Source organism: Pseudolysinimonas sp. (assembly GCF_051954455.1).
In the GTDB taxonomy this organism is placed as follows: Bacteria; Actinomycetota; Actinomycetes; order Actinomycetales; family Microbacteriaceae; genus Pseudolysinimonas.
Genome location: NZ_JBQCHS010000009.1, coordinates 1 through 19285, shown reverse-complemented (window position 1 = coordinate 19285; position 19285 = coordinate 1). Strand labels below are relative to the sequence as shown.

The window sequence follows — 19285 nt, the reverse complement described above, 5'->3', positions numbered from 1 at the left end:
CCCCCCCCCCCCCCCCCCACGACTCGAGATGGTGCGGTGGCACGAGCGGCGGCGCGTGCGGCCGCGGCGAGTGGCACGTGCGACGCGGATACGTCACGCCGAGTCGCCTCGTGCGGCCGCTTCCGCCGGCGCGAGGCGCCGCACGCGGCATCTCGCCGCGAGGGTGAGCGGAAAAGCGCTACGCGGCGGCGTCGGTGAGGGCGATGCGGACGGGGTAGTCGCCGTCGAGGATCACCTGGCGCGCGGCACCCGCGGCGTCGACCACGATCGGCGCGAGCAGGTTCACCCAGGGGGCGCCGTCGACGAGGGTCGTCACGACGAGCAGCGAGCGGTCGTCGCCGAGCGCCTCGAGACCCTCGTCGGGCAGCCGGGGCGTGTAACCGGGCAGGTAGGCCGCGGCGGAGATGACGTGGAGCCGGATGCCGGCCGGGTCCGCCGACTCCAGCGAGAAGAGTCCGGGGGCGTCCTCGATCTCGGAGAGGCGGTAGTCCACCGCGGGCGCGAGGCCCGGCAGCGGCTCGACGAGGGTCAGGGTGGTGCTCACGGTCGCGCCTTCAGTTCAGGAAGGAGAGCAGGGACATCGGGAGGGCCTTGGCGGTCACCTGGAGCGCCGATTGGTAGGCCAGGTTCTGCGACTGGAGGTCGACGATCGCCTGGACGGTGTCGACCTGCTCGATGTCGGAGCGCTGCTTGGTCAGATCGATGGCCTGCGCGCCGAGGGCGTCCGTGGCTCGTTCCATCTGGTTGTACCGGCTCCCGTTCACGGCCTGCACGGTGAGCACCTTCTGCATCGCCGCGTCGACCTGCGCGATCCGGGGCTGCACGTCCACGCCGCCCTTCAGATCCGACACGATGCTATCGAGGGTGGCGAAGATCGAGGTCGGGCCGGAGCCGAACGCGGCGCTGCCGTCGGCGTCCACCGGGATGGTCGCGTCGGCGCCGACGCGGCGGTCGACCGTCACTCCCGCGGTGCCGCTCCAGACGCCGGCGGCGGAGAACGCGTCGGCGTCGCTCGTCCCGGCGAAAACCGACCGCCCGTTGTAGCGGGTGTTGGCCTGCGCGAGGAGGTCGTCACGCAAGCCCTGCACCTCGGAGGCGACGGCGTCGCGCGCGCTGGGGCTCATCGTGCCGGAGTTGGACGCCTCCAGCACGAGCACCCGCACGCGCTGGAGGATCGACGTCGACTGGGTGAGGGTCCCGTCGATGGTGCTGAGCCATCCGGAGCCGTCGGTCGCATTGCGCTGGTACTGCGCGAGCGCCGCCTGCTGACCGCGCACCTGGATGGAGGCGCCGGTGCCGGCCGGGTCGTCGGACGGCACCTGGATCCGGTCGCCGGTCGACGCCTGCGTCTGCAGCTTCGAGAGGCGCGTCATCGCCGCCTGCATCGTGCGCGCGGAGTCGGCGAGCAGCTGCGTGCTCGTGATGCGGGTGATCATCGTCCCACCAGGCCCGTCTTGTTGATGAGGGTGTCGAGCATGTCGTCGATCGTCGTGAGGACCCGGGCGGCGCCCTGGTAAGCGTGCTGCCACATGAGGAGGTTGGTGGTCTCCTCGTCCATGTCGACGTTCTCCTGCGAGGCCTGCATGCTCGTCGCGCTCGTGAGTGAGGCGGTCGCGAGGCCCGACTGCGTGGAGGCGGTCGCGGCCGCGGTGCCCGTCGCGACCACGAACGCCGACCACTGGGCGTCGGGGCCGTCGCTGCCGGTGCCGAGCTTCGCGATCGCGTCGGCCGTGCTGCCGTCGAGCGCGCCCGCGCCGACGGCGCCGGTCGCGATGCCGCTCGCGTCGGTCGGGACGACGGTGAGTCCGACGGCGGCCGGCGCCCCCGCGGTGAGCGAGAAGAAGTCCAGGCCGGTGGTGCCGGACGTGGTCGCGCCCGCCGAGTGGACCGCGTTCACCTGCGTCGCGATCGAGGTCGCCAGGGCGGAGTAGGCGTTCGCCGCGCCGACCAGGGGACCGGAGTCGGAGAGCACCGCCAGCCCGCCGGCGATGCGGCCACCGTCGAGCTGCACGGCGATGCCGGGCGCGTCGGCCCATTCGAGGTGGACGGGGTTCGTGCCGGCGCCCGCGAGTTCGGTGGCGCCGGCGAGGGCGAGGGGTCGCGCGGTGTCGCCGGAGACGAGGGAGTTGCCGCCGAGGACCACGTCCACCGTGCCGTTGCCGAGGTCGCGCACCGTCGCGCCCGAGAGGTCGGCGAGCTGCGTGGTCAGCTTGGCGCGCTGATCGAGGAGCTCGTTGGCGTTGCCGCCGCCGGCGACCGTCGTGCGGATCTGGCCGTTGAGCGCGGCGACCCGGGTCGCGAGGTCGTTGACGTTCGCGACCGTCGACGCGGTCAGATCGTGCTGTGCCGACCACTGGCCCACGACGTCGCGGTAGCCCGCGGCGATCGTCGCGGAGAGCTGACCGGCCGTCTGCAGGAGCACGCCCGCCTGCGGGGCGGAGCCGGGGTGCGATCCCATGTCCTGCCAGGCGGCCCAGAACTTCTGCAGCGCGGCACTCGTGCCGCTCGCGCCGGGCTCGTTGAGGGAGGTCTCGAGCGTCGACATCGCGCCGGACTGCACGCTCCAGAACCCGTTCACCGCCGAGGTGGTCTGCACCCGCGCGTCGAGCAGCGGGTCGGCGAGGCGCACCACGCCGTTCACCTGCACGCCGGCGCCGACGTGGACGCCGTTCGAGAGCAGGCCGTTGCGGACGGCGCCGATGGAGCTGACGTCGACCCGCTGGCGGACGTAGCCGGGCGTCGCCGAGTTCGCGATGTTCTGCCCGATCACGTCGGACCCGGCTCGCGCGGCCGCGAGCGCCGTGGACGCCGTGTTGAGAAGGCCGAACGTGCTCGTCATCAGAGGTCCGACTCGAAGAGCCGGGCCACGGCGGGGGAGGCCGACGCCTCGCCGCTCGCGTCGTAGGTGCCGGACTCGGCGTCGAGGCGCGCCAGCGTCTCCTGCGTGGAGCGGGAGGCGGCGCGAAGGTACTGGAGGTTGGAGTCGCGCAGTGCCGTGATCTGGGCGGTCAGGTCGGTGAGCGCCTGCAGGTGCCCCCGGAACGCGTCGGCCCAGGCTGTGGACGGCGCACCGTCGATGAGCGCCCGGAGCGTCGCGTCATCGGGCAGGCCCCACTCGGCGGCGAGCGCCGCCACCTCCACGGTGCGCTCGACGCCGGCGACGCGGAGCCGCTCCAGCACCTGCTCGACCTCGCGGGTCGCGAACGGGAGCCAGCGGGTCTTGCCGGAGGTGAGCAGCAGCTGCTCCTCCTCCAGCTTGAAGACGAGGAGGTCGAGCAGCTCGCGCTCCTGCCACAACCGCGTCGACAGCTCTTGCGCGCCCATCGGCTCCCCCTTCCCCGCTCGAAAAGTCGAGACGCGCCAAAAAACTTTTCTCGGCGCCACTGCCTACTGTCGGACGCTCCCCTGATCCCGTTAGTCGGCATTATCGCGGACACATCCTCGACAATGGGGGACGGATCCGGGGGACCCGGGGGACATGATCGGGGGTACGGCTGGTGTTCCGGCGAAGACTACACAACTCCGAGGTGATGTCCAGGTAAGCGGCAGCCTCCCAAAGCGGGGGATACCCGCAGGGGGGGTGGAAAGGGCCGTCCGCGTGTCGCCACGATGGGCCGTGGAATCGCTGCCACGTTGGACGCGCGGAGATGAACCCGACGATTCCGCACCGCTTCTGCTGGGGGCCCCAACCGTGATGAGCTCTGAACGCGATCGCCTGATCGTGGAGAACCTGCCGCTCGTCGGCTACCTCGTCAACGAGCTCGTCGCGCGCGCCACGCACCTCTCCCGCGACGACATGGCCTCCGCCGGCGCCCTCGCGCTCGTGCAGTCCGCCGACGCGTTCGACCCCGACCTGGGGGTGCCGTTCGGCGCGTTCGCCCGCCGCCGGATCCTCGGCGCGTTCGCCGATGAGATGCGCTCCGCCGACTGGGCCACCCGCGGTGCCCGCAAGCGCATCAAGGAGACGCTGGCCGCCCGCGAGACGCTCACGGCATCCCTCGGCCGCACGCCCACCGTCGAGGAGCTCGCGGACACGCTCGGCGTCGACCGCGCGACGGCGTCGGAGGCGCTGCAGGACGCGGCACGGGTCGTGACCACGATCGACGAGACCGTCAGCGACTCCCTCGTCTCGGTCTTCGTCTCCCCCGAGGAGTCGGTCGTCGGCGCCGAGCGGAGCGCCGTCATCGCCTCCGCCGTCGCGGCGCTGCCCGACCGCATGCGCTACATCGTCGAGCAGGTCTATCTGCAGGAGCGCTCCGTGAAGGAGCTCGCCGAGGAGCTGGGCATGACGCACTCCGCGATCTCGCAGCAGCGCTCGGAGGCCATCCGCCTCCTCCGCGACGGCCTGACCACCCACTACGGCGACGAGGGGTCCGAGGTCCGCGTCGAATCCCGCGTCGCCCCCGCGCGACGCAGCGCCTACCTCGCCCGCGTCGGCGAGTACGTGCAGACGGGGCTGGTCCGTCAGCTCCAGGACGGCGCCGCGCCGCCCGCCGTCGCATCCTGAACCATCGGTCGCCGGTGCGCTGCTAACGCGACGCGGCGGACGGCCGATAGCACTCGTTGCCGGACCACGGACGGACCGGCACGGAACCCAGAGACCATGGAGGAATCACAATGGGTATGAGCATCAACACCAACCTGAGTGCGCTCGACGCGTACCGCAATCTGAGCAAGACCTCGAGCTCCCTCAACGACTCGATCCAGAAGCTCTCGAGCGGTCTGCGGATCAACAAGGCGGCCGATGACGCGGCCGGCCTCGCGATCTCCGAGTCGCTCAAGTCGCAGACCGGCGGACTCCAGGTCGCCGCCCGCAACGCCCAGGACGGCATCAACGTCGTCCAGACGGCGGAGGGCGCGCTCGGCGAGTCGCAGTCGATCCTGCAGCGTCTGCGCGACCTGGCGGTTCAGGCCGGTAACGACTCGAACAACACACAGGCCCGGCAGAACATCAAGACCGAGTCGGACCAGCTCGTCAAGGAGCTCGGTCGCATCGCGAACACCACGAACTTCAACGGCACCAAGCTGCTCGACGGCTCCGCCGACCTGAAGTTCCAGGTGGGCGCGAACGGCACGGCGGACGACACCATCGAGGTCAACCTGAACCAGGCCAACCTCAAGGCGATCGCCACGTCGCTGACCGGCTCGGGCGCGGGTGCGTCGTTCAACGTGCTGACCCCGACCGCGGTCGCGGGTACGGCCACGTTCACGGTCGGTGCGGCCGGCAGCAGCTCGACGATCAACGTCGCGCTGGGTGCCGCGGGCTCCTACACCTCGGTGCAGGGCGTCGCGGACAAGCTGAACGGCGACGCGAGCTTCTCCTCGAAGCTCACGGCGACGGTCAACGACCAGAACCAGCTCGTCGTCACCTCGAACGACGGCAGCGCCGTCGTCGGCGGTGCCACGGCCGGCACCGACGCCTCGGCCGGCACCGGCTTCGGCACCTCGGCGTCGACCACGGGGGGCGGCCTTGACTTCTCGTCCAACGCCGCGGCGCAGGCCTCGATCACGCTCCTCGACTCGAAGATCTCCTCGATCTCGACGGCTCGCGCGCAGATCGGCGCCTACCAGAACCGGTTCACCCACACCATCAACAACATCAACGTCGCGGTCGAGAACCTGTCTGCTTCGCAGAGCCAGATCACCGACACCGACATGGCCAGCGAGATGGTGAACTTCACCCGCTCGCAGATCCTGCAGCAGGCCGGCACGGCCATGCTCGCGCAGGCCAACCAGGCCCCGCAGAGCATCCTGAAGCTGCTCGGCTAGGCCGACCCTCTCTCGTCGGACGGACGTCGCTGAACCCGGCGTCCGTCCGACGGGGACACCCGCTCCCGCCCGCCCGACACCCCGATCCCGGAAGGACCGCGCATGAGCTCCGTGGGCAGCACCGGTGGATCGATCGGCATCGACGGTCTCGTCTCCGGCCTCGACACGACCTCCCTCATCAACTCGCTGATGTCGGCGGAGGCCGCTCCGCAGACCCAGCTGAAGTCCCAGCTCTCCTCCTTGCAGTCGACCATCTCGGCCCTGCAGTCGCTGAACACCTCGGTGAAGGGCATCGCCGACGCCGCGTCGGCGCTCTCGAAGCCCGGCGCCCTCAACCTCTTCTCGACCTCGAGCACGCAGTCCGCGCTGACGGCGAGCGCCGACGCGACCGCCGCCGCGGGCTCGATCTCGCTCCAGGTCACGCAGCTCGCCGCCGGGCAGGTCTCGGTGACCGCCCCGCGGAGCTCGTGGGCGACGAACCCGCCCGTGCTGACGATCGTCGGATCCGACGGCACGCAGCACGAGGTGACCGCAGCGTCCGCGTCGATCGCCGACGTCGTCGGCGCGATCAACGGCGCGAAAGCCGGTGTGACCGCCGTGCAGGTCGCCGCCGGGACCGCATCCGACGGCACGACGCTCTACCGCATCCAGCTCACCTCCGACACCGGCGCGAAGAACGCGTTCTCGCTGTACGACGGCTCCGCCGCGTCGGTCACCGCGGGCACCGCGACGAACCTCCTCACCCAGCCGGGCGCCGCGACCATCAGCCAGGCCCAGGACGCGAAGGCGGTGCTGTGGGGCGGCTCGGGCGCCGAGCAGACCATCACCTCGACCACGAACACCTTCACCGACCTGATGCCGGGCGTCGACATCACGGCGACCGCGGTCACCTCCGGCGCGGCCACGGTGAGCGTGGCGCGCAGCAACGACCAGATCGCGGCCAAGTTCGGCTCGCTGCTGAGTTCGCTCTCAAGCGTGTTCTCGACGATCGCCTCGAAGTCGGCGGTCACCACGACCACGGCCTCCGACAGCACGACCGCGGCGTCGGGCGGGATCTTCACCGGCGACAGCACGGTTCGGGCGGCCAACGACAGCCTGTTCCAGGCGCTCGCCTACCCCGTCGGATCGGTCTCTCCGTCGCAGCTCGGCATCTCGATCAATCAGGACGGCACCTTCTCGTTCGATGCGAGCACGCTCTCGGCGGCGCTCGCCGCCGACCCGGACGGCGTCAGCACGGCGATGCAGACCGTCGCCGGGCGGATCGCGGCGTCGGCCACGGCGGCGTCCGATCCGTACACCGGGACCATCACCGCGAGCATCACGGGCGACCAGTCGACGGCGCAGCAGATGACGGACAGCATCAGCGCCTGGGACCTGCGCCTCACCGCCCGCCGGTCGACGCTCGAGACCACCTACGCCGCGCTCGAGACGCAGCTGAGCGCGATGAAATCGCAGTCGTCGTGGCTCGCCTCGCAGATCAGCGGACTGTCGACGGGGAGCAGCAAGTGACCGACTTCGCCGCCGCGCGCAACGCGTATGCCACGCAGGGCATGACGACCGCCTCGCCGGCGCGACTGCTCGTGATGCTGTACGACCGGCTCCTGCTCGACCTCCGCCGCGCTGATGCGGCCCAGACCGAGGAACGCTGGGACGACGCCCTCACCCAGCTCTTCCACGCTCAGACGATCGTGCTCGAGCTGAGCTCGACGCTCCGTCCCGAGCTCTGGTCGGCGGGGGAGGGTCTGCTCCAGCTCTACGGCTACGTCTCGCGCATGATCGCGCGGGCCACGACGGGACACGACCGCGCCGCCACGGGCCACGCGATCGCCGTCGTCGAGCCGCTGCTCGCCAGCTGGCGCGAGGCGGCCGACACCCTCGCGGCGGACGAGGGCCTCACCGGTGTCGCCTGAGCCGGCGGCCTGGACCGCGGCCTGGAACGCGGCGCTCGACGAGCTGGAGCGCTTCGCCGACGCCCCGGCGCTCGGTGTCGTCTGGGAGCCGCCGACGCACCTCGGCCCGCTTCCGGCGGAGCTGCTCCCGCGCGCCCAGCGCGTCGCCGCCGCCCAGCAGCGGGCGATCCGTCGCCTGACCGACGAGCGCCGCATCGCCGCCGCGCACCTCGAGGCGGTCGACGCGGCGTCCCCCGCCCCCGTCCGCGCGATCTACGTCGACCTCGACGCCTGACCACTCCTGCTCCCATTTCCGCCCGCTCCCGCTCCCGTCGAGTCGTGGGGAACCGCGCCCCCGCCCGACGGGGTCCCGCGATTTCGCACGACTCGGGGCGGGGCCTGGCGCGGCGGGGGAGGTTCGGTGTCCTCCGAAAGGCGGACTCCCCTTCTGGGGTCAGCTCGGGGGTAACACGCGCGGTGCGGGAGCCGATAGCTCCTCACTGAGAGCACGGATCGCTCCATCCCCTGGCCACGGATCGGCCTCGAACCCGACGAGGACGGTTCTTCCGTGTCCGATCCGATCACCATGAACGCGCTGACCAGCGCGCTCGACGGTCTCGCCGCGCGGCAGCGCGCGATCGCGAACAACATCGCCAACGTCAACACCCCCGGCTACCGGGCCCAGCGGGTGCAGTTCGAGGACGCGCTCACGCAGTCGATCGAGCAGGGAGACGGCCGCGTCACCGCGACCACCGGGCTCTCGCTCGAGCCGACCCAGCTGAACGGCAACAACGTCAACCTCGACACCGAGACCCTGTCGAACATCGACACGGTGCTCCGCTACCAGTTCGCATCGCAGGCCGTGAACGCCAAGTTCGGCCTCATGAAGAGCGCGCTCGGGGGTGCCCAGTGACCTTCGACGCGATCGGGATCGCCGGATCGGCCCTCACCGTGCACCGCAAGTGGCTCGACGCGATCAGCGACAACATCGCCAACGTCAACACCGCCCGCCGGACCGATGAGGACGCGTTCCAGGCGCGCTACGTCGTCGCCCAGGCGGGCGAGGGCACCTCGGGCGTGTACGTCGAGGGTGCTGCCTACGGCGACAAGGAGGGGCGGCTCGTCTACGACCCGCAGAACCCTCTCGCCGACAACGACGGCATGGTCCGCATGCCGGATATCGACCTGGCATCCCAGATGAGCCAGCTCATCATGGCGCAGCGCGGCTACCAGGCGAACGCGGCGGTCGTCGATCGCGCGAAGACCTCGTACGAGGCCGCCCTCCAGATCGGACGCTGACCCCCATGCCCATCGCTCCCATCGGCCCGATCGCCCCCACCTTCGGCGCCTCTGCCGTCGCCCCGGCGACATCCCCCACGGCCGGCGGCTTCGCTGATGTCCTCAGCGGAGCCGTCGACCAGGTGCAGGCGACCCAGGGCGCCTCCGACACCCTCGCGCTCAAGGCCGTCACCGGCGACCTCACCGACATCCACGACGCCACCATCGCCGCCGCCCGGGCGGACGTGACGATGCAGCTCGCGGCGACCATCCGCAACAAGGGTGTCGACGCCTTCAACGAGATCATGAGGATGCAGGCCTGATGCCCGCTCGTGTGCAGTCCGCCCTGGGGCGCCTGATCGCCGTGATCCGCGAGTTCACGGTCGCCCAGCGCACCCTCGCGATCATCGGCACGGTCGGGGTCGTCGTCGGTGCGATCGCCCTCGGCGCGTGGCTCATGAAGCCGACCTACTCGCCGCTGTTCTCCGGGCTCTCGGGCACCGACGCGAGCGCGATCGTCGAGCAGCTGAAGACCGACGGGGTCGACTACCAGCTCGCCGACGGGGGGTCGACGATCCTCGTGCCGGAGGCCAACGTCGACAAGGAGCGCCTCGCGGCCGCGGCGGCCGGACTCCCCGGCGACAAGACCGCCGGGTACTCGCTGCTCGACAACATGGGCGTCACGAGCTCGGAGTTCCAGCAGACGGTCACCTACAAGCGCGCGCTCGAGGGCGAGCTGTCGAAGACGATCGAGGGGCTCGACGGGGTGCGCACCGCCTCCGTCAAGCTCGCGATCCCGCAGCAGACCGTCTTCGTGTCCGACAAGGCGAACCCGACCGCCTCGGTCTTCCTCGACCTGAAGCCCGGCGTCACCCTCGGCAAGGAGCAGGTCAAGGCGGTCACCCACCTCGTCTCCGCCTCTGTCGACGGGATGTCACCCGACGACGTCGCGGTCGTCGACGCCGACGGCCAGGTGCTCTCGTCGGTCGGCGGCCAGCAGGCCGACGGCACGGCGTCGGTCGCGGGCGACTACGAGACCAAGACCGCCGCCGCGATCCAGTCCATGCTCGACAAGGTCGTGGGCGTCGGCAATGCGACGGTCGTGGTGACCGCCGACGTCAGCCAGGAGTCGGCGCAGCGCACCCAGGAGACCTACTCGACCCCTAACGGAAGCCCCGCCTACTCGGAGTCGGTGCAGCAGTCCGGCTCGACCTCCGGCTCCGGTTCCGGGAGCGGCTCCGGTCAGGCCGGCGTTCTCGGCCCCGACAACATCGCCGTGCCGAACGGCACGAGCGGGACGACGGCGGGCGGATCCGGCCAGAGCTCCACGGTCCGCGACAACGCCGTCGACAAGACGGTCGAGACCCGCACGATCCCGGCGGGGGAGCTGACCAAGCAGGCCGTGTCGGTCGCCGTGAACTCCGACAAGGTCAAGGTCCCCGCGTCGACGATCTCCTCGATGGTCGCGGCCGCCGCGGGCATCGACAAGCAGCGCGGCGACGTCGTCTCGGTGCAGAAGGTCTCGTTCGCCAAGGCCGCCGCCGCCGACGCCAAGTCGGCGATCGCCGGGCAGCAGTCGGCCGAGAGCGACCAGAACATGACGCAGATCATCACCACCGGGATCATCGCCGGCGCCGTGGTGCTCGGCCTCTTCCTGGTTCTCACGGTCCTCATGCGCGCCGGCCGACGCCGAGCCGAGCAGACCGCTCTCGCGCTCGGCGAGCTCGAGGTCAACCCGCTGCTCCCGCCCGACTCGGGCGCGCCGGCCGTCGTCGCGGGCGCGCAGCCCGGCCGCCTCGACGCCGCGCCCGCGCCGGCGTCGATCGCCCCGGCTCCCGAGCCCCTGCCGGTCGAGATCGGCGGCGTCGACCGCGTCCGTGCGAGCGTCGAGGCGCTCGCCGGCTCCGACCCGGAGCGCACCGCCGAGTACCTGCGTTCGCTCATGGACGACCGGCAGCCGGCATGACCGACGTCAAGGCGCTGACCGGCGTGCAGAAGGCCGCCGTCGTGCTCATGCAGCTGTCGCAGCCGCGCGCCGCCGAGGTGCTGCGGCATCTGGGCGAGCAGGAGGCGGAGGACATCGCCGCCGAGATCATGCGGATGCGGCACGTCGACGAGACGCAGGTCGAGCAGGCGCTGCGCGAGTTCCACGAGCGCGCGGGATCGGGGCGCCGGTCCGCGCGCGGCGGACGCGACTTCGCCGCCGAGCTGCTCGCGGCGTCCTTCGGGGCGGACCGCGCGAACGGCCTGCTCGAGCGGCTCGCGCCCGCGGTCGGTGCGAAGGCGTTCGAGTTCCTCGACGCCGCCGACGCCGCCCAGGTCGCCAACCTCCTCGACGGCGAGCTACCGGAGACGGTGGCGGTCGTGCTCGCCCACCTCGGCGTCCAGCAGGCGTCCGCCGTCGTCGGGCACCTCGCTCCGGAGATGAAGGCCGACGTCGCGCAGGCGATCGCCACGATGGGGACCGCCGCGCCCGAGGCGGTCGCGGTCGTCGCGGAGACCCTGCGGCACCGTGCCCGCGTCGTCACCCCGAAGGACCAGGTCGAGATCGTGGGTGGCGTGCAGCCGCTCGTCGACATCATCAACCGCGCCGACGTCGCCACCGAGCGCGAGCTGCTCGCGGCTCTCGACGCGCGCGATCCGGTGCTCGCCGAGGAGGTGCGCGCCCGCATGCTCACCTTCGACGACATCGTGCGCTTCGAGGCGCGCGACGTGCAGCAGATCCTGCGCGGGCTCACCCCCGCCGTGCTGGCGCTCGCCATCAAGGGCGCCCCGGACGCCGTCGCGCAGACCATCCGCGACAACATGACGGAGCGCAACCGCGAGCTCCTCGACGACGAGACCGGCATGCTCGGCGCGGTGCGCAAGCAGCAGGTCGACGAGGCGCGCGCGGAGGTCGTGCGCCAGATCCGCGAGCTGGAGGCCGAGGGCGTCGTCTCGCTCGCGCGCCCCGACGAGGAGGAGGAGCTCGTTGAGTGAGGCCTTCGCCCTCGTCGCGTTCCCGTCGCTGACCCCCGATCGACCCTCCGCCGAGGCGGAGGCCGCCGGCCGGGCCGCGGGCTACGCCGCCGGTCGCCGTGCCGCGGAGGCCGAGCTCGCGCAGCTCCGCGCCCGCGCCGAGACCGAGGCCGCGGACGGCGCGGCCGCGGCCCGGGCCCGCATCGAGGCCGCCCTGACCCTGCTCGGCACCGCGGCGGACGAGTTCGCCCAGCGCTCCGTGCCGGTGCTCGACGCGTTCGACGAGGCGCTCCTCGCCGCAGCGGTGCAGATCGCCGAGGCGATCCTGCAGCGCGAGCTCGCCGACGAGACGGCCGCCGCGCTCGGCGCCGTGCGGCGGGCGATGGCGGTCGGCGACCCCGCGGAGCTCCGCCGGGTCCGCCTGCACCCCGCCGACCTCGCGATGCTCACCGGCCTCGGCGAGCTGCCGGTGGAGGTCCTGGCCGACCCCTCGATCGCCCGCGGCGACGCCGTCGCCGACCTCGCCCGCGGCTCGATCGACGCGCGCCTCGGCACGGCGGTCGAGCGGGTCCGAGCGGCGCTCGCCGACCACCGGGGCGCCGCATGACCGCGCCGCACCGGCCGCACGGCCTCGACGACCTGCTGCGCGCCGCCCGCCCCGAGCGGGTCGGCGCCGTCGACGCGATCGTCGGCCTCGGCCTCGACGTGCGCGGGGTGGATGCGGCCCTCGGCGACCTGCTCCTGGTCGGTGACGACCCCGCGAGCGCGCTCCGCGCTGAGGTCGTGGCGGTCACCGCCGACGGCGTCCGGGCCATGCCGCTCGACGCGATGGCGGGCGTCGCCGCCGGCACGCCCGTCCGTGCGACGGGCGGCGCCCTGCGGATCCCCGTCGGACCGGGACTGCTCGGGCGCGTGGTCGACGCCGCCGGCACGCCGATCGACGGCCGCGGCCCGCTGCGCGGAGTGCGCCGCGTGCCGGTCGACGCCGCCGCGCCCTCGCCCGTCACCCGCGCCCGCATCGACGCGCCGCTCCCGCTCGGGGTCCGCGTGCTTGACACCCTCACGACCGTCGGACGCGGGCAGCGCATCGGGCTCTTCGCCGGATCCGGCGTCGGCAAGTCGTCGCTCCTGTCGATGATCGCCCGGGGCTCGGACGCCGAGGTCGCGGTCATCGCCCTCGTCGGCGAGCGCGGCCGCGAGGTGCGCGAGTTCCTCGAGGAGGACCTCGGCCCCGCGGGCCTCGCCCGCTCGGTCGTCGTCGTCGCCACCGCCGACCAGCCGGCTCTCCTGCGCGTGCGTGCCGCGTTCACCGCGACCCGCATCGCCGAGGAGCTGCGCGCGCAGGGCCGGCACGCGATGCTCATGATGGACTCCCTCACCCGCGTCGCCTTCGCCCAGCGCGAGATCGGCCTGTCGGCGGGGGAGCCCCCGGCCACCCGCGGCTACCCGCCGTCGACGTTCGCGGTGCTCGCGCGACTGCTCGAGCGCGCCGGGACCGCGGAGACCGGCTCGATCACCGGCGTCTACACGGTGCTCGTCGACGGCGACGACCACAACGAGCCGATCGCCGACGCGGCGCGCTCGATCCTCGACGGCCACGTCGTGCTCGACCGTCGACTCGCCGTGGCGGGGCACTTCCCGTCGGTCGACGCCCTCGGATCGGTCTCCCGCGTCGCGCCGCGCGTGACCTCGCCGGAGGAGCGGGCCGCCGCGACCGCGCTGCGGCGGGTGCTCGCCGCCCGCCGTCGCGCCCAGGACCTCATCGACGTCGGCGCCTACCAGCCCGGCGCCGACCCGCTCGTCGACGCCGCCCTCGCCCACGACGGTGCGATCGCGGCGTTCCTGCAGCAGGGCATGGACGAGCCCGCGCCGGCCGAGGTCTCCTGGTCGCGGCTCGGCGAGCTCGTGGGCACCCTCTCGACGCCGACGATGGAGGCGGCCGCATGAAGCCCTTCTCGCTCCTCGGCCTCCTCCGCCTGCGCAAGCTCCAGGAGGATCGGGCCGCCGCGTCGCTCGCCGTCGCGCGCCGCTCGCAGCGCGACACCGCCGCGCGGATCGCCCACGCGCACGCCCGCCTCGCCTCCGTCGACGCGAGCGTCGCGACCTCCGATGAGCTGTTCGCCATCGCGGCGACGCGGTCGTCGTCGGCCAGCATGCTCGCCGACCTCGCCGAGCTCGAGCGTCGGCAGGCCGACGAGGTCGTCGCGCTCGCCGGCGCCCACGCCGAGGCCGTGCGCGCCGCGCGCAGCATCGAGAAGCTCGAGGAGCGGCACGCCGTCGAGCAGGCCGCCGCCGAGGTGGCGGCCGAGCAGCGCGTGCTCGACGAGCTGGCGCTCCGGCGGGATCCGGGGGCGGGCGCATGACCGGCATCTCGGCCACCAGCCCGGCGCTCGCACAGCTGCAGTCGCTCCTCGCCTTGTCGTCGACGCTCGCGAAGAACTCGGTCGGGGGCACGACCGGCACGCCCGGGTTCTCCCAGGTGCTGCAGACGCTCGCGACCGCGGCGACGGGGGCCACGGGCGCGCTCGGCGCGTCGGCGGTCTCGGGCCCGACCGGTGCCGATGTCGTCGCCGACGCGCGCAAGTACCTCGGCGTGCCGTACGTCTTCGGCGGGACCACCGCCGCGGGCGGCATGGACTGCTCCGGCCTCGTGCAGACGGTCTTCAAGGATCTCGGCAAGACCGACGTGGCGCGCGGCGTGCACGGCCAGATGGTGCAGGGGGAGCCCGTCGCCTCGCTCGCCGACGCGCAGCCCGGCGACCTCATCGTCTTCAAGGGCGGCGGCCACATCGCGATCTATGCGGGCGACGACACCGTGATCCACGCCCCCTACCCCGGCCGCACCGTCTCGGAGCAGAAGCTCTGGACCGACGACAGCGGCATCGAGACGATCCGGCGGCTCGTCCCGTCGGGGGCGCCGTCCGGCGCGGGCACCGGGGCCGCGGACGCCGCCACGACGTCGGCGACCTCGGCCGCGTTCCTGCTCGGGATGTCGATCGGCGGGCTCGGCGGAGGCTTCGGGAGCTCGCTCGGCGGCCTCGGCGGACTCGGCGCGGGGCTCGGCCTCGGGTCCGGCTCGGCCCTGGGCTCCTCGACGACCCCCGGGTTCGACCCGACGCTGCTCGCCCAGCTCATCACCACGCAGAGCGCGCTCGCCGCGCAGTCGACCACGGAGACGGACGCATGACCGACGCCCTCGCCCTCCTCGCCCCACCCGCGCCGTCGCCGGCGAAGGCCGCACCGTCCGGGAGCCGTGCCCCCGGCGACGACACCGCCTTCGCGGTGCACCTCGATCGCGCGCACGCGGATCTCGCCGGCGACGGCGCTCGCGACACCACGACCGGTCCCGCGAAGAAGCCGGCGGCATCGACGGACGTCGAGTCGGCTCCCACCACCGATCCCGCGGCGAGCGCGCCCGCCGTCACCGTCCCGGTCGGCATCGTGCCGACGGCCGTTCCCGTGCTCGTCGCGCCCGCGGTCGCCCCGCCGGCGACGACCGCGACCAATGCCGGGGAGGCCACGGTCGTCTCCACCGCGGTGCCTGCGGCACTGCCGCCCGCCGCCACGGCCGGTTCCGCTGCGACGACGATCGCGACGCCGGCGCTCCCGGTCGCCTCCGTGCCGGCCGACGAGATCGCCGCGGCCCCGTCGGGCGCGGTCCCGCCGCCGGTCGCGGGGGCCGCCCCTGCGCACCCGGCGCCTCCGGTCCGGTCCGGGGCACGCTCCGCGGCCGCCGACGCCACGTCCTCCGCCGCCGCGCCGGGCGCCCCCGCCCCCGCCGCTACTGCCCCCGCTGCCCCCGCTCCGACTCCCGCCGACGCGACACCCGCGCCGACGACCGCCCCGGTGGCGTCCGCGAACGCCGACGCCTCCGCCCTCGCGCCCCTGACCGCCGCCCCGGCCCCGCAGGCGGCCGCGACCTCACCCGCCGCCGCGCCCGCGCCAGCGGCCCCCGCGCCGGCTCCGCTCAACGCCCAGCTCGCGCCGCCCATCGTGCGCCTCCGCGAGGCCGCGCCCGGCGAGCACGTGCTCACGGTCGCCGTCACGCCCGAGAACCTCGGACCCGTCACCGTGCGCGCCCACGTCGGCCCGGAGGGCGTGCGCGTCGAGCTCCTCGCCCCCACGGACGAGGCCCGCCGCGCCCTCTCCGGGATGCTCCCCGATCTCCGCCGCGACCTCGCGCAGGGCGCGCTCGGCACGAGTGTGCAGCTCGCCGCCTCCGGGTCGACCGCTGCGAGTTCCGCAGGCCCGGCGGCGGGCGGCCACGCCGGGCTCGGCGCGGGACTCGGTGCCGGCGCCGGGCAGGCGGGACACCAGGGCGCGAGCGCGCAGACCGCGGCGGACCCCGGCGCGGGAGGCGGAGCTCGGCAGGGGTCCGCGGGATCGCAACCCGTGCGGCCGGCGGCCGAGCGTCTCGACGGAGCGGCCCCGGCCTCCCTCCGCCCTCTGATCACCGCCACTGGACTCGACGTCCTCGCCTGAGAGACGGAAGGAAGACATGACCGACATCACCGGCATCGTCGGCGCCCCGCCAGCCGCCGCGGGCACGAGCACCTACACGAGCTCGAACCGCGCGGCCACCCCGAACCAGCAGATGGACGGGCAGATGTTCCTCAATCTGCTCGTGAAGCAGCTGCAGGCGCAGGACCCGAGCTCGCCCATGGACACCAACGCGATGATCGGGCAGATGAGCCAGCTGGCCTCGATGGAGCAGCTCACCTCGCTCAACACCTCGTCGACCGAGACCTTCGCCCTGCAGATGCGGATGGCCGCGGCCAACCTCGTCGGCAAGCAGGTCACCTACACCGATGCGAAGGGCGTGGCGCAGACCGGCCTCGCGACCTCCGTCTCCTACGCGGGCGGCGTCCCCACCGTGACCATCGGCAAGGACACCGTCGTCGCCCTGGACGCCGTCTCCGGCGTCACCACTACCGCTTCCTGACCCTCCTTCCAGAAAGGCACACCATGCTCCGCTCGCTCTACTCCGGGATCTCCGGACTCCGCTCGCATCAGACGATGCTCGACGTCACCGGCAACAACATCGCCAACGTCAACACGACCGGCTACAAGTCGTCGGCCGTCCAGTTCCAGGACACGCTGTCGCAGCTCATCAAGGGAGCGACCGGACCGCAGGCCCAAGCCGGCGGCTCGAACCCCGCCCAGATCGGCCTCGGCGTGCAGGTCGCCGGCATCTCGACGAACTTCGCCCAGGGCTCGGCGCAGGCCACCGGTCGCCCGACCGACATGATGATCTCGGGCGACGGCTTCTTCGTCGTGCAGAAGGGCGGCGAGAACCTCTACACCCGCGCCGGCTCCTTCGACTTCGACGCCACCGGCCGGCTCGTCGCCCCGGGCGGTGCACTCGTCATGGGGTGGACCGCGACCGCCGGCGCCGTCAACACCGGCTCGCCGCTCGGCTCGATCACGCTCGACAAGAACGCGATCGCCCCGGCCGTGCAGACGACCGCCGCGACCGTCACCGGCAACCTCCCGTCGGACGCCGCCGCCGGCACCGCGCTCACCCGCGACATCCAGATCTTCGACGCGTCGGGAGCGTCGCGCCAGCTCTCGCTGACCTTCACGAAGACCGCCGCCGGGTGGGACGTCGCTGGCGTCGACGGGGCGAGCAACGCCACCGGATCCATGACCTTCGCGAACGGCGCGCTGACCGGCGGCGGCACTCTGACCGTCAACGGCACCGCGGTCGACCTCTCGAAGGTCACGGGCTTCGCCGACCTGTCGACCGTGACGATCTCGAGCCAGAACGGCAACGAGTCGGGCACGCTGCAGTCGTATTCGCTCTCGGCCGACGGGACCCTCGTCGGGTCGTTCAGCAACGGCGCGACGGAGCCGATGGCACGCATCGCGCTGGCCAACTTCGCGAACCCGGGCGGTCTCGAGAAGGCGGGCGGCTCGACCTACCGCGCCTCGATCGACTCCGGGACCCCGGCGCTCGGCACCGCGGGCTCCGGCGGCCTCGGCGCGCTGCAGGCCGGCTCCCTCGAGATGTCGAACGTCGACCTCTCGCAGGAGTTCACCAACCTGATCGTCGCCCAGCGCGGCTTCCAGGCCAACGCCCGCATCATCACCACCTCGGACCAGGTGCTCCAGGACCTCACCGATCTGAAGCGCTGACCCGCCTCCCCACGACGACGGCCCGGATCCCGCCCCCACGGGACCCGGGCCGTCGTCGCGTCCGCGCCGTGCCCCGTGCCCCGTGCGTCGTGCCCCGTTCCCCTCTCCCCACCCCCTCGAGTCGTGCGAAACCGCGCGCTCCCGCGCTCCGCACCCGCGCTTTCGCACGATTCGGCGCATCGCGCCCGACGGCGCGCCGGTCAGCCGCTCGAGTCGTGCGAAAGCGCGGAGAGTCCTCCCCAGCACCCGCGGGATCGCACGACTCGACCGGTGGCCACGGGTCGGGCCCGCGGGCGCCGCCGGCCGGGAAGGGTCGGGGGATGTCGCGTCGGCGCCCGCTCCCCACCGCCCTTCTCGGTGGACCGTTCACCACCGCGGAGGCGCTCGATCTCGGCGTCGACGAGCATCGGCTGCGCGCCTCGGACGTCGCGCATCCGTACCACGGCGTCGGAACGGTCGGGCCCACCGGCGGCGACATCCGTGCGCGCTGCCGCGTCTACGCGCCGCGACTGCTCCCCGGCCAGATCTTCAGCCACACGACCGCTCTGCAGCTTCACGGAGCTGCGGTTCCGACGAGGACGTCTCACCGGCTCCACCTCTCCGTTGCCTTCCCGCGGACGCCTCCCCGCACCGTCGGCGCGGTCGGGCACTCGCTGCGGCATCCGGATCCCGTGATGCGGAGCGGGCTCCCGGTGTCGGCACCCGCCGCAGCGTGGTGCGAGGCGGCAGCAGCCCTCTCACGTGAGGAGCTCGTCGCCGCCGGTGATGCGCTGGTCACCGGACCGCGCAGGAACGGGAGGCGGGAGCGCGCCGCGACCGACATCGCCGCTCTGGCGAGCGCGCTCGATCGGCGGCGCGGAGCACGCGGGATCGAGCGGGCTCGTTGGGCCCTGGGCCGCATCCGCGCGGGCGTCGACTCGCCCCGTGAGACGGAGCTGCGACTCCTGCTCCTGCGTCATCGCCTGCCGGAGCCGGAGGTCGACGTGCCGGTCGCGGTGAGCGGTCGCGTGCTCCACGCGGATCTCGGCTACCCGGACCGCCGGCTGCTGATCGAGTACGAGGGCGACGTCCATCGGGTGGATCGGCAGCGCTGGATGCGCGACATCCGCCGCCGAGAGCTGATGGAGGATGCGGGCCACCGCGTGATCCGCGTCGTCGCGGCCGACCTCCGCGATCCGGCTCCGCTGCTCGCCCGCGTCCGCCGTCACCTCGCGCGCTCCTGACTCCCTCGAGTCGTGGGGGGGGGGGGGGGGGGG

General features: G+C 73.2%; 22 protein-coding genes. 18 read left to right on the top strand and 4 right to left on the bottom strand.

The features are described 5' to 3' along the window. Nucleotides 1-178: 178 nt before the first annotated feature. The 4 genes from ACTHM3_RS03305 to ACTHM3_RS03290 are packed head-to-tail and all read right to left on the bottom strand — an operon-like array spanning nucleotide 179 to nucleotide 3324. The gene (locus ACTHM3_RS03305; RefSeq protein WP_440404666.1) at nucleotides 179-544 is read right to left on the bottom strand and encodes a flagellar assembly protein FliW; all 366 of its coding nucleotides are present in this window, start codon (nucleotides 542-544) and stop codon (nucleotides 179-181) included. Between the two features lie 10 nt (nucleotides 545-554). Continuing rightward, on the bottom strand, nucleotides 555-1436 hold the full coding sequence (gene flgL, locus ACTHM3_RS03300) for a flagellar hook-associated protein FlgL (RefSeq protein WP_440404665.1): 882 nt from the start codon (nucleotides 1434-1436) through the stop codon (nucleotides 555-557). Continuing rightward, complete coding sequence (gene flgK, locus ACTHM3_RS03295) at nucleotides 1433-2839, bottom strand: flagellar hook-associated protein FlgK (protein WP_440404664.1); 1407 nt, start codon at nucleotides 2837-2839, stop codon at nucleotides 1433-1435. Before flgK ends, flgL begins: the two co-directional genes overlap by 4 nt. After that, nucleotides 2839-3324 (bottom strand): flagellar protein FlgN, encoded by a 486-nt coding sequence (locus ACTHM3_RS03290; protein WP_440404663.1) that lies wholly within the window; start codon nucleotides 3322-3324, stop codon nucleotides 2839-2841. Before ACTHM3_RS03290 ends, flgK begins: the two co-directional genes overlap by 1 nt. A 370-nt stretch (nucleotides 3325-3694) precedes the next feature. Here ACTHM3_RS03290 and ACTHM3_RS03285 point away from each other — a divergent pair, with 370 nt between their 5' ends. The 18 genes from ACTHM3_RS03285 (at nucleotide 3695) to ACTHM3_RS03200 (ending at nucleotide 19252) form a co-directional block, all read left to right on the top strand. Beyond that, nucleotides 3695-4507, top strand: a complete 813-nt coding sequence (locus tag ACTHM3_RS03285) for a sigma-70 family RNA polymerase sigma factor (RefSeq protein ID WP_440404662.1) — start codon at nucleotides 3695-3697, stop codon at nucleotides 4505-4507. Nucleotides 4508-4623: 116 nt separating this feature from the next. Beyond that, a complete protein-coding gene (locus ACTHM3_RS03280; protein WP_440404661.1) occupies nucleotides 4624-5769 on the top strand; it encodes a flagellin N-terminal helical domain-containing protein in 1146 nt (381 codons plus the stop codon). Nucleotides 5770-5871: 102 nt separating this feature from the next. Beyond that, nucleotides 5872-7278, top strand: coding sequence for a flagellar filament capping protein FliD (fliD, locus tag ACTHM3_RS03275; protein ID WP_440404660.1), 1407 nt, complete (start codon nucleotides 5872-5874; stop codon nucleotides 7276-7278). Further along, a complete protein-coding gene (locus ACTHM3_RS03270) occupies nucleotides 7275-7679 on the top strand; it encodes a flagellar export chaperone FliS (protein WP_440404659.1) in 405 nt (134 codons plus the stop codon). The genes fliD and ACTHM3_RS03270 overlap by 4 nt, the downstream gene beginning before the upstream one ends. Further along, nucleotides 7669-7953 carry a hypothetical protein gene (locus ACTHM3_RS03265; protein WP_440404658.1) on the top strand — a complete coding sequence of 95 codons (285 nt, stop codon included), beginning with the start codon at nucleotides 7669-7671 and terminating at the stop codon, nucleotides 7951-7953. The genes ACTHM3_RS03270 and ACTHM3_RS03265 overlap by 11 nt, the downstream gene beginning before the upstream one ends. A gap of 291 nt (nucleotides 7954-8244) precedes the next feature. Further along, nucleotides 8245-8571 carry a flagellar basal body rod protein FlgB gene (locus ACTHM3_RS03260; RefSeq protein WP_440404667.1) on the top strand — a complete coding sequence of 109 codons (327 nt, stop codon included), beginning with the start codon at nucleotides 8245-8247 and terminating at the stop codon, nucleotides 8569-8571. Then, entirely contained in the window at nucleotides 8568-8957 is a 390-nt protein-coding gene (locus ACTHM3_RS03255; protein ID WP_440404657.1) for a flagellar basal body rod protein FlgC, read from the top strand. Before ACTHM3_RS03260 ends, ACTHM3_RS03255 begins: the two co-directional genes overlap by 4 nt. A 5-nt stretch (nucleotides 8958-8962) precedes the next feature. After that, a complete protein-coding gene (fliE, locus tag ACTHM3_RS03250; protein ID WP_440404656.1) occupies nucleotides 8963-9259 on the top strand; it encodes a flagellar hook-basal body complex protein FliE in 297 nt (98 codons plus the stop codon). Beyond that, nucleotides 9259-10902: a flagellar basal-body MS-ring/collar protein FliF gene (fliF, locus tag ACTHM3_RS03245; protein WP_440404655.1), complete on the top strand. Its 1644-nt coding sequence runs from the start codon at nucleotides 9259-9261 to the stop codon at nucleotides 10900-10902. The genes fliE and fliF overlap by 1 nt, the downstream gene beginning before the upstream one ends. Continuing rightward, nucleotides 10899-11915 carry a flagellar motor switch protein FliG gene (gene fliG / locus ACTHM3_RS03240; RefSeq protein ID WP_440404654.1) on the top strand — a complete coding sequence of 339 codons (1017 nt, stop codon included), beginning with the start codon at nucleotides 10899-10901 and terminating at the stop codon, nucleotides 11913-11915. Before fliF ends, fliG begins: the two co-directional genes overlap by 4 nt. Next, nucleotides 11908-12501, top strand: a complete 594-nt coding sequence (locus ACTHM3_RS03235; RefSeq protein WP_440404653.1) for a FliH/SctL family protein — start codon at nucleotides 11908-11910, stop codon at nucleotides 12499-12501. The genes fliG and ACTHM3_RS03235 overlap by 8 nt, the downstream gene beginning before the upstream one ends. Continuing rightward, nucleotides 12498-13841 (top strand): FliI/YscN family ATPase, encoded by a 1344-nt coding sequence (locus ACTHM3_RS03230; protein ID WP_440404652.1) that lies wholly within the window; start codon nucleotides 12498-12500, stop codon nucleotides 13839-13841. The genes ACTHM3_RS03235 and ACTHM3_RS03230 overlap by 4 nt, the downstream gene beginning before the upstream one ends. Continuing rightward, nucleotides 13838-14257: a hypothetical protein gene (locus ACTHM3_RS03225; RefSeq protein ID WP_440404651.1), complete on the top strand. Its 420-nt coding sequence runs from the start codon at nucleotides 13838-13840 to the stop codon at nucleotides 14255-14257. Before ACTHM3_RS03230 ends, ACTHM3_RS03225 begins: the two co-directional genes overlap by 4 nt. Further along, nucleotides 14254-15081 carry a C40 family peptidase gene (locus ACTHM3_RS03220; RefSeq protein WP_440404650.1) on the top strand — a complete coding sequence of 276 codons (828 nt, stop codon included), beginning with the start codon at nucleotides 14254-14256 and terminating at the stop codon, nucleotides 15079-15081. Before ACTHM3_RS03225 ends, ACTHM3_RS03220 begins: the two co-directional genes overlap by 4 nt. Continuing rightward, nucleotides 15078-16376: a flagellar hook-length control protein FliK gene (locus ACTHM3_RS03215; protein WP_440404649.1), complete on the top strand. Its 1299-nt coding sequence runs from the start codon at nucleotides 15078-15080 to the stop codon at nucleotides 16374-16376. The genes ACTHM3_RS03220 and ACTHM3_RS03215 overlap by 4 nt, the downstream gene beginning before the upstream one ends. 16 nt (nucleotides 16377-16392) lie before the next feature. After that, a complete protein-coding gene (locus ACTHM3_RS03210) occupies nucleotides 16393-16836 on the top strand; it encodes a flagellar hook assembly protein FlgD (RefSeq protein ID WP_440404648.1) in 444 nt (147 codons plus the stop codon). Between the two features lie 23 nt (nucleotides 16837-16859). Next, on the top strand, nucleotides 16860-18029 hold the full coding sequence (locus tag ACTHM3_RS03205; RefSeq protein ID WP_440404647.1) for a flagellar hook protein FlgE: 1170 nt from the start codon (nucleotides 16860-16862) through the stop codon (nucleotides 18027-18029). A 320-nt stretch (nucleotides 18030-18349) separates the two neighbouring features. Further along, nucleotides 18350-19252, top strand: coding sequence for a hypothetical protein (locus ACTHM3_RS03200; RefSeq protein ID WP_440404646.1), 903 nt, complete (start codon nucleotides 18350-18352; stop codon nucleotides 19250-19252). The last annotated feature ends 33 nt before the right edge of the window (nucleotides 19253-19285 follow it).

What these genes read in the sequence shown, in the direction of transcription:
- ACTHM3_RS03210 (WP_440404648.1), top strand. Translation starts at nt 16,393, where the DNA reads ATGACCGACATCACCGGCATCGTCGGCGCCCCGCCAGCCGCCGCGGGC.
- ACTHM3_RS03225 (WP_440404651.1), top strand. Translation starts at nt 13,838, where the DNA reads ATGAAGCCCTTCTCGCTCCTCGGCCTCCTCCGCCTGCGCAAGCTCCAG.
- flgK (WP_440404664.1), bottom strand. Translation starts at nt 2,839, where the DNA reads ATGACGAGCACGTTCGGCCTTCTCAACACGGCGTCCACGGCGCTCGCG.
- ACTHM3_RS03260 (WP_440404667.1), top strand. Translation starts at nt 8,245, where the DNA reads ATGAACGCGCTGACCAGCGCGCTCGACGGTCTCGCCGCGCGGCAGCGC.
- ACTHM3_RS03220 (WP_440404650.1), top strand. Translation starts at nt 14,254, where the DNA reads ATGACCGGCATCTCGGCCACCAGCCCGGCGCTCGCACAGCTGCAGTCG.
- fliD (WP_440404660.1), top strand. Translation starts at nt 5,872, where the DNA reads ATGAGCTCCGTGGGCAGCACCGGTGGATCGATCGGCATCGACGGTCTC.
- ACTHM3_RS03200 (WP_440404646.1), top strand. Translation starts at nt 18,350, where the DNA reads ATGTCGCGTCGGCGCCCGCTCCCCACCGCCCTTCTCGGTGGACCGTTC.
- ACTHM3_RS03290 (WP_440404663.1), bottom strand. Translation starts at nt 3,324, where the DNA reads ATGGGCGCGCAAGAGCTGTCGACGCGGTTGTGGCAGGAGCGCGAGCTG.
- ACTHM3_RS03230 (WP_440404652.1), top strand. Translation starts at nt 12,498, where the DNA reads ATGACCGCGCCGCACCGGCCGCACGGCCTCGACGACCTGCTGCGCGCC.
- fliE (WP_440404656.1), top strand. Translation starts at nt 8,963, where the DNA reads ATGCCCATCGCTCCCATCGGCCCGATCGCCCCCACCTTCGGCGCCTCT.
- fliF (WP_440404655.1), top strand. Translation starts at nt 9,259, where the DNA reads ATGCCCGCTCGTGTGCAGTCCGCCCTGGGGCGCCTGATCGCCGTGATC.
- ACTHM3_RS03215 (WP_440404649.1), top strand. Translation starts at nt 15,078, where the DNA reads ATGACCGACGCCCTCGCCCTCCTCGCCCCACCCGCGCCGTCGCCGGCG.
- fliG (WP_440404654.1), top strand. Translation starts at nt 10,899, where the DNA reads ATGACCGACGTCAAGGCGCTGACCGGCGTGCAGAAGGCCGCCGTCGTG.
- flgL (WP_440404665.1), bottom strand. Translation starts at nt 1,436, where the DNA reads ATGATCACCCGCATCACGAGCACGCAGCTGCTCGCCGACTCCGCGCGC.
- ACTHM3_RS03205 (WP_440404647.1), top strand. Translation starts at nt 16,860, where the DNA reads ATGCTCCGCTCGCTCTACTCCGGGATCTCCGGACTCCGCTCGCATCAG.
- ACTHM3_RS03280 (WP_440404661.1), top strand. Translation starts at nt 4,624, where the DNA reads ATGAGCATCAACACCAACCTGAGTGCGCTCGACGCGTACCGCAATCTG.
- ACTHM3_RS03285 (WP_440404662.1), top strand. Translation starts at nt 3,695, where the DNA reads ATGAGCTCTGAACGCGATCGCCTGATCGTGGAGAACCTGCCGCTCGTC.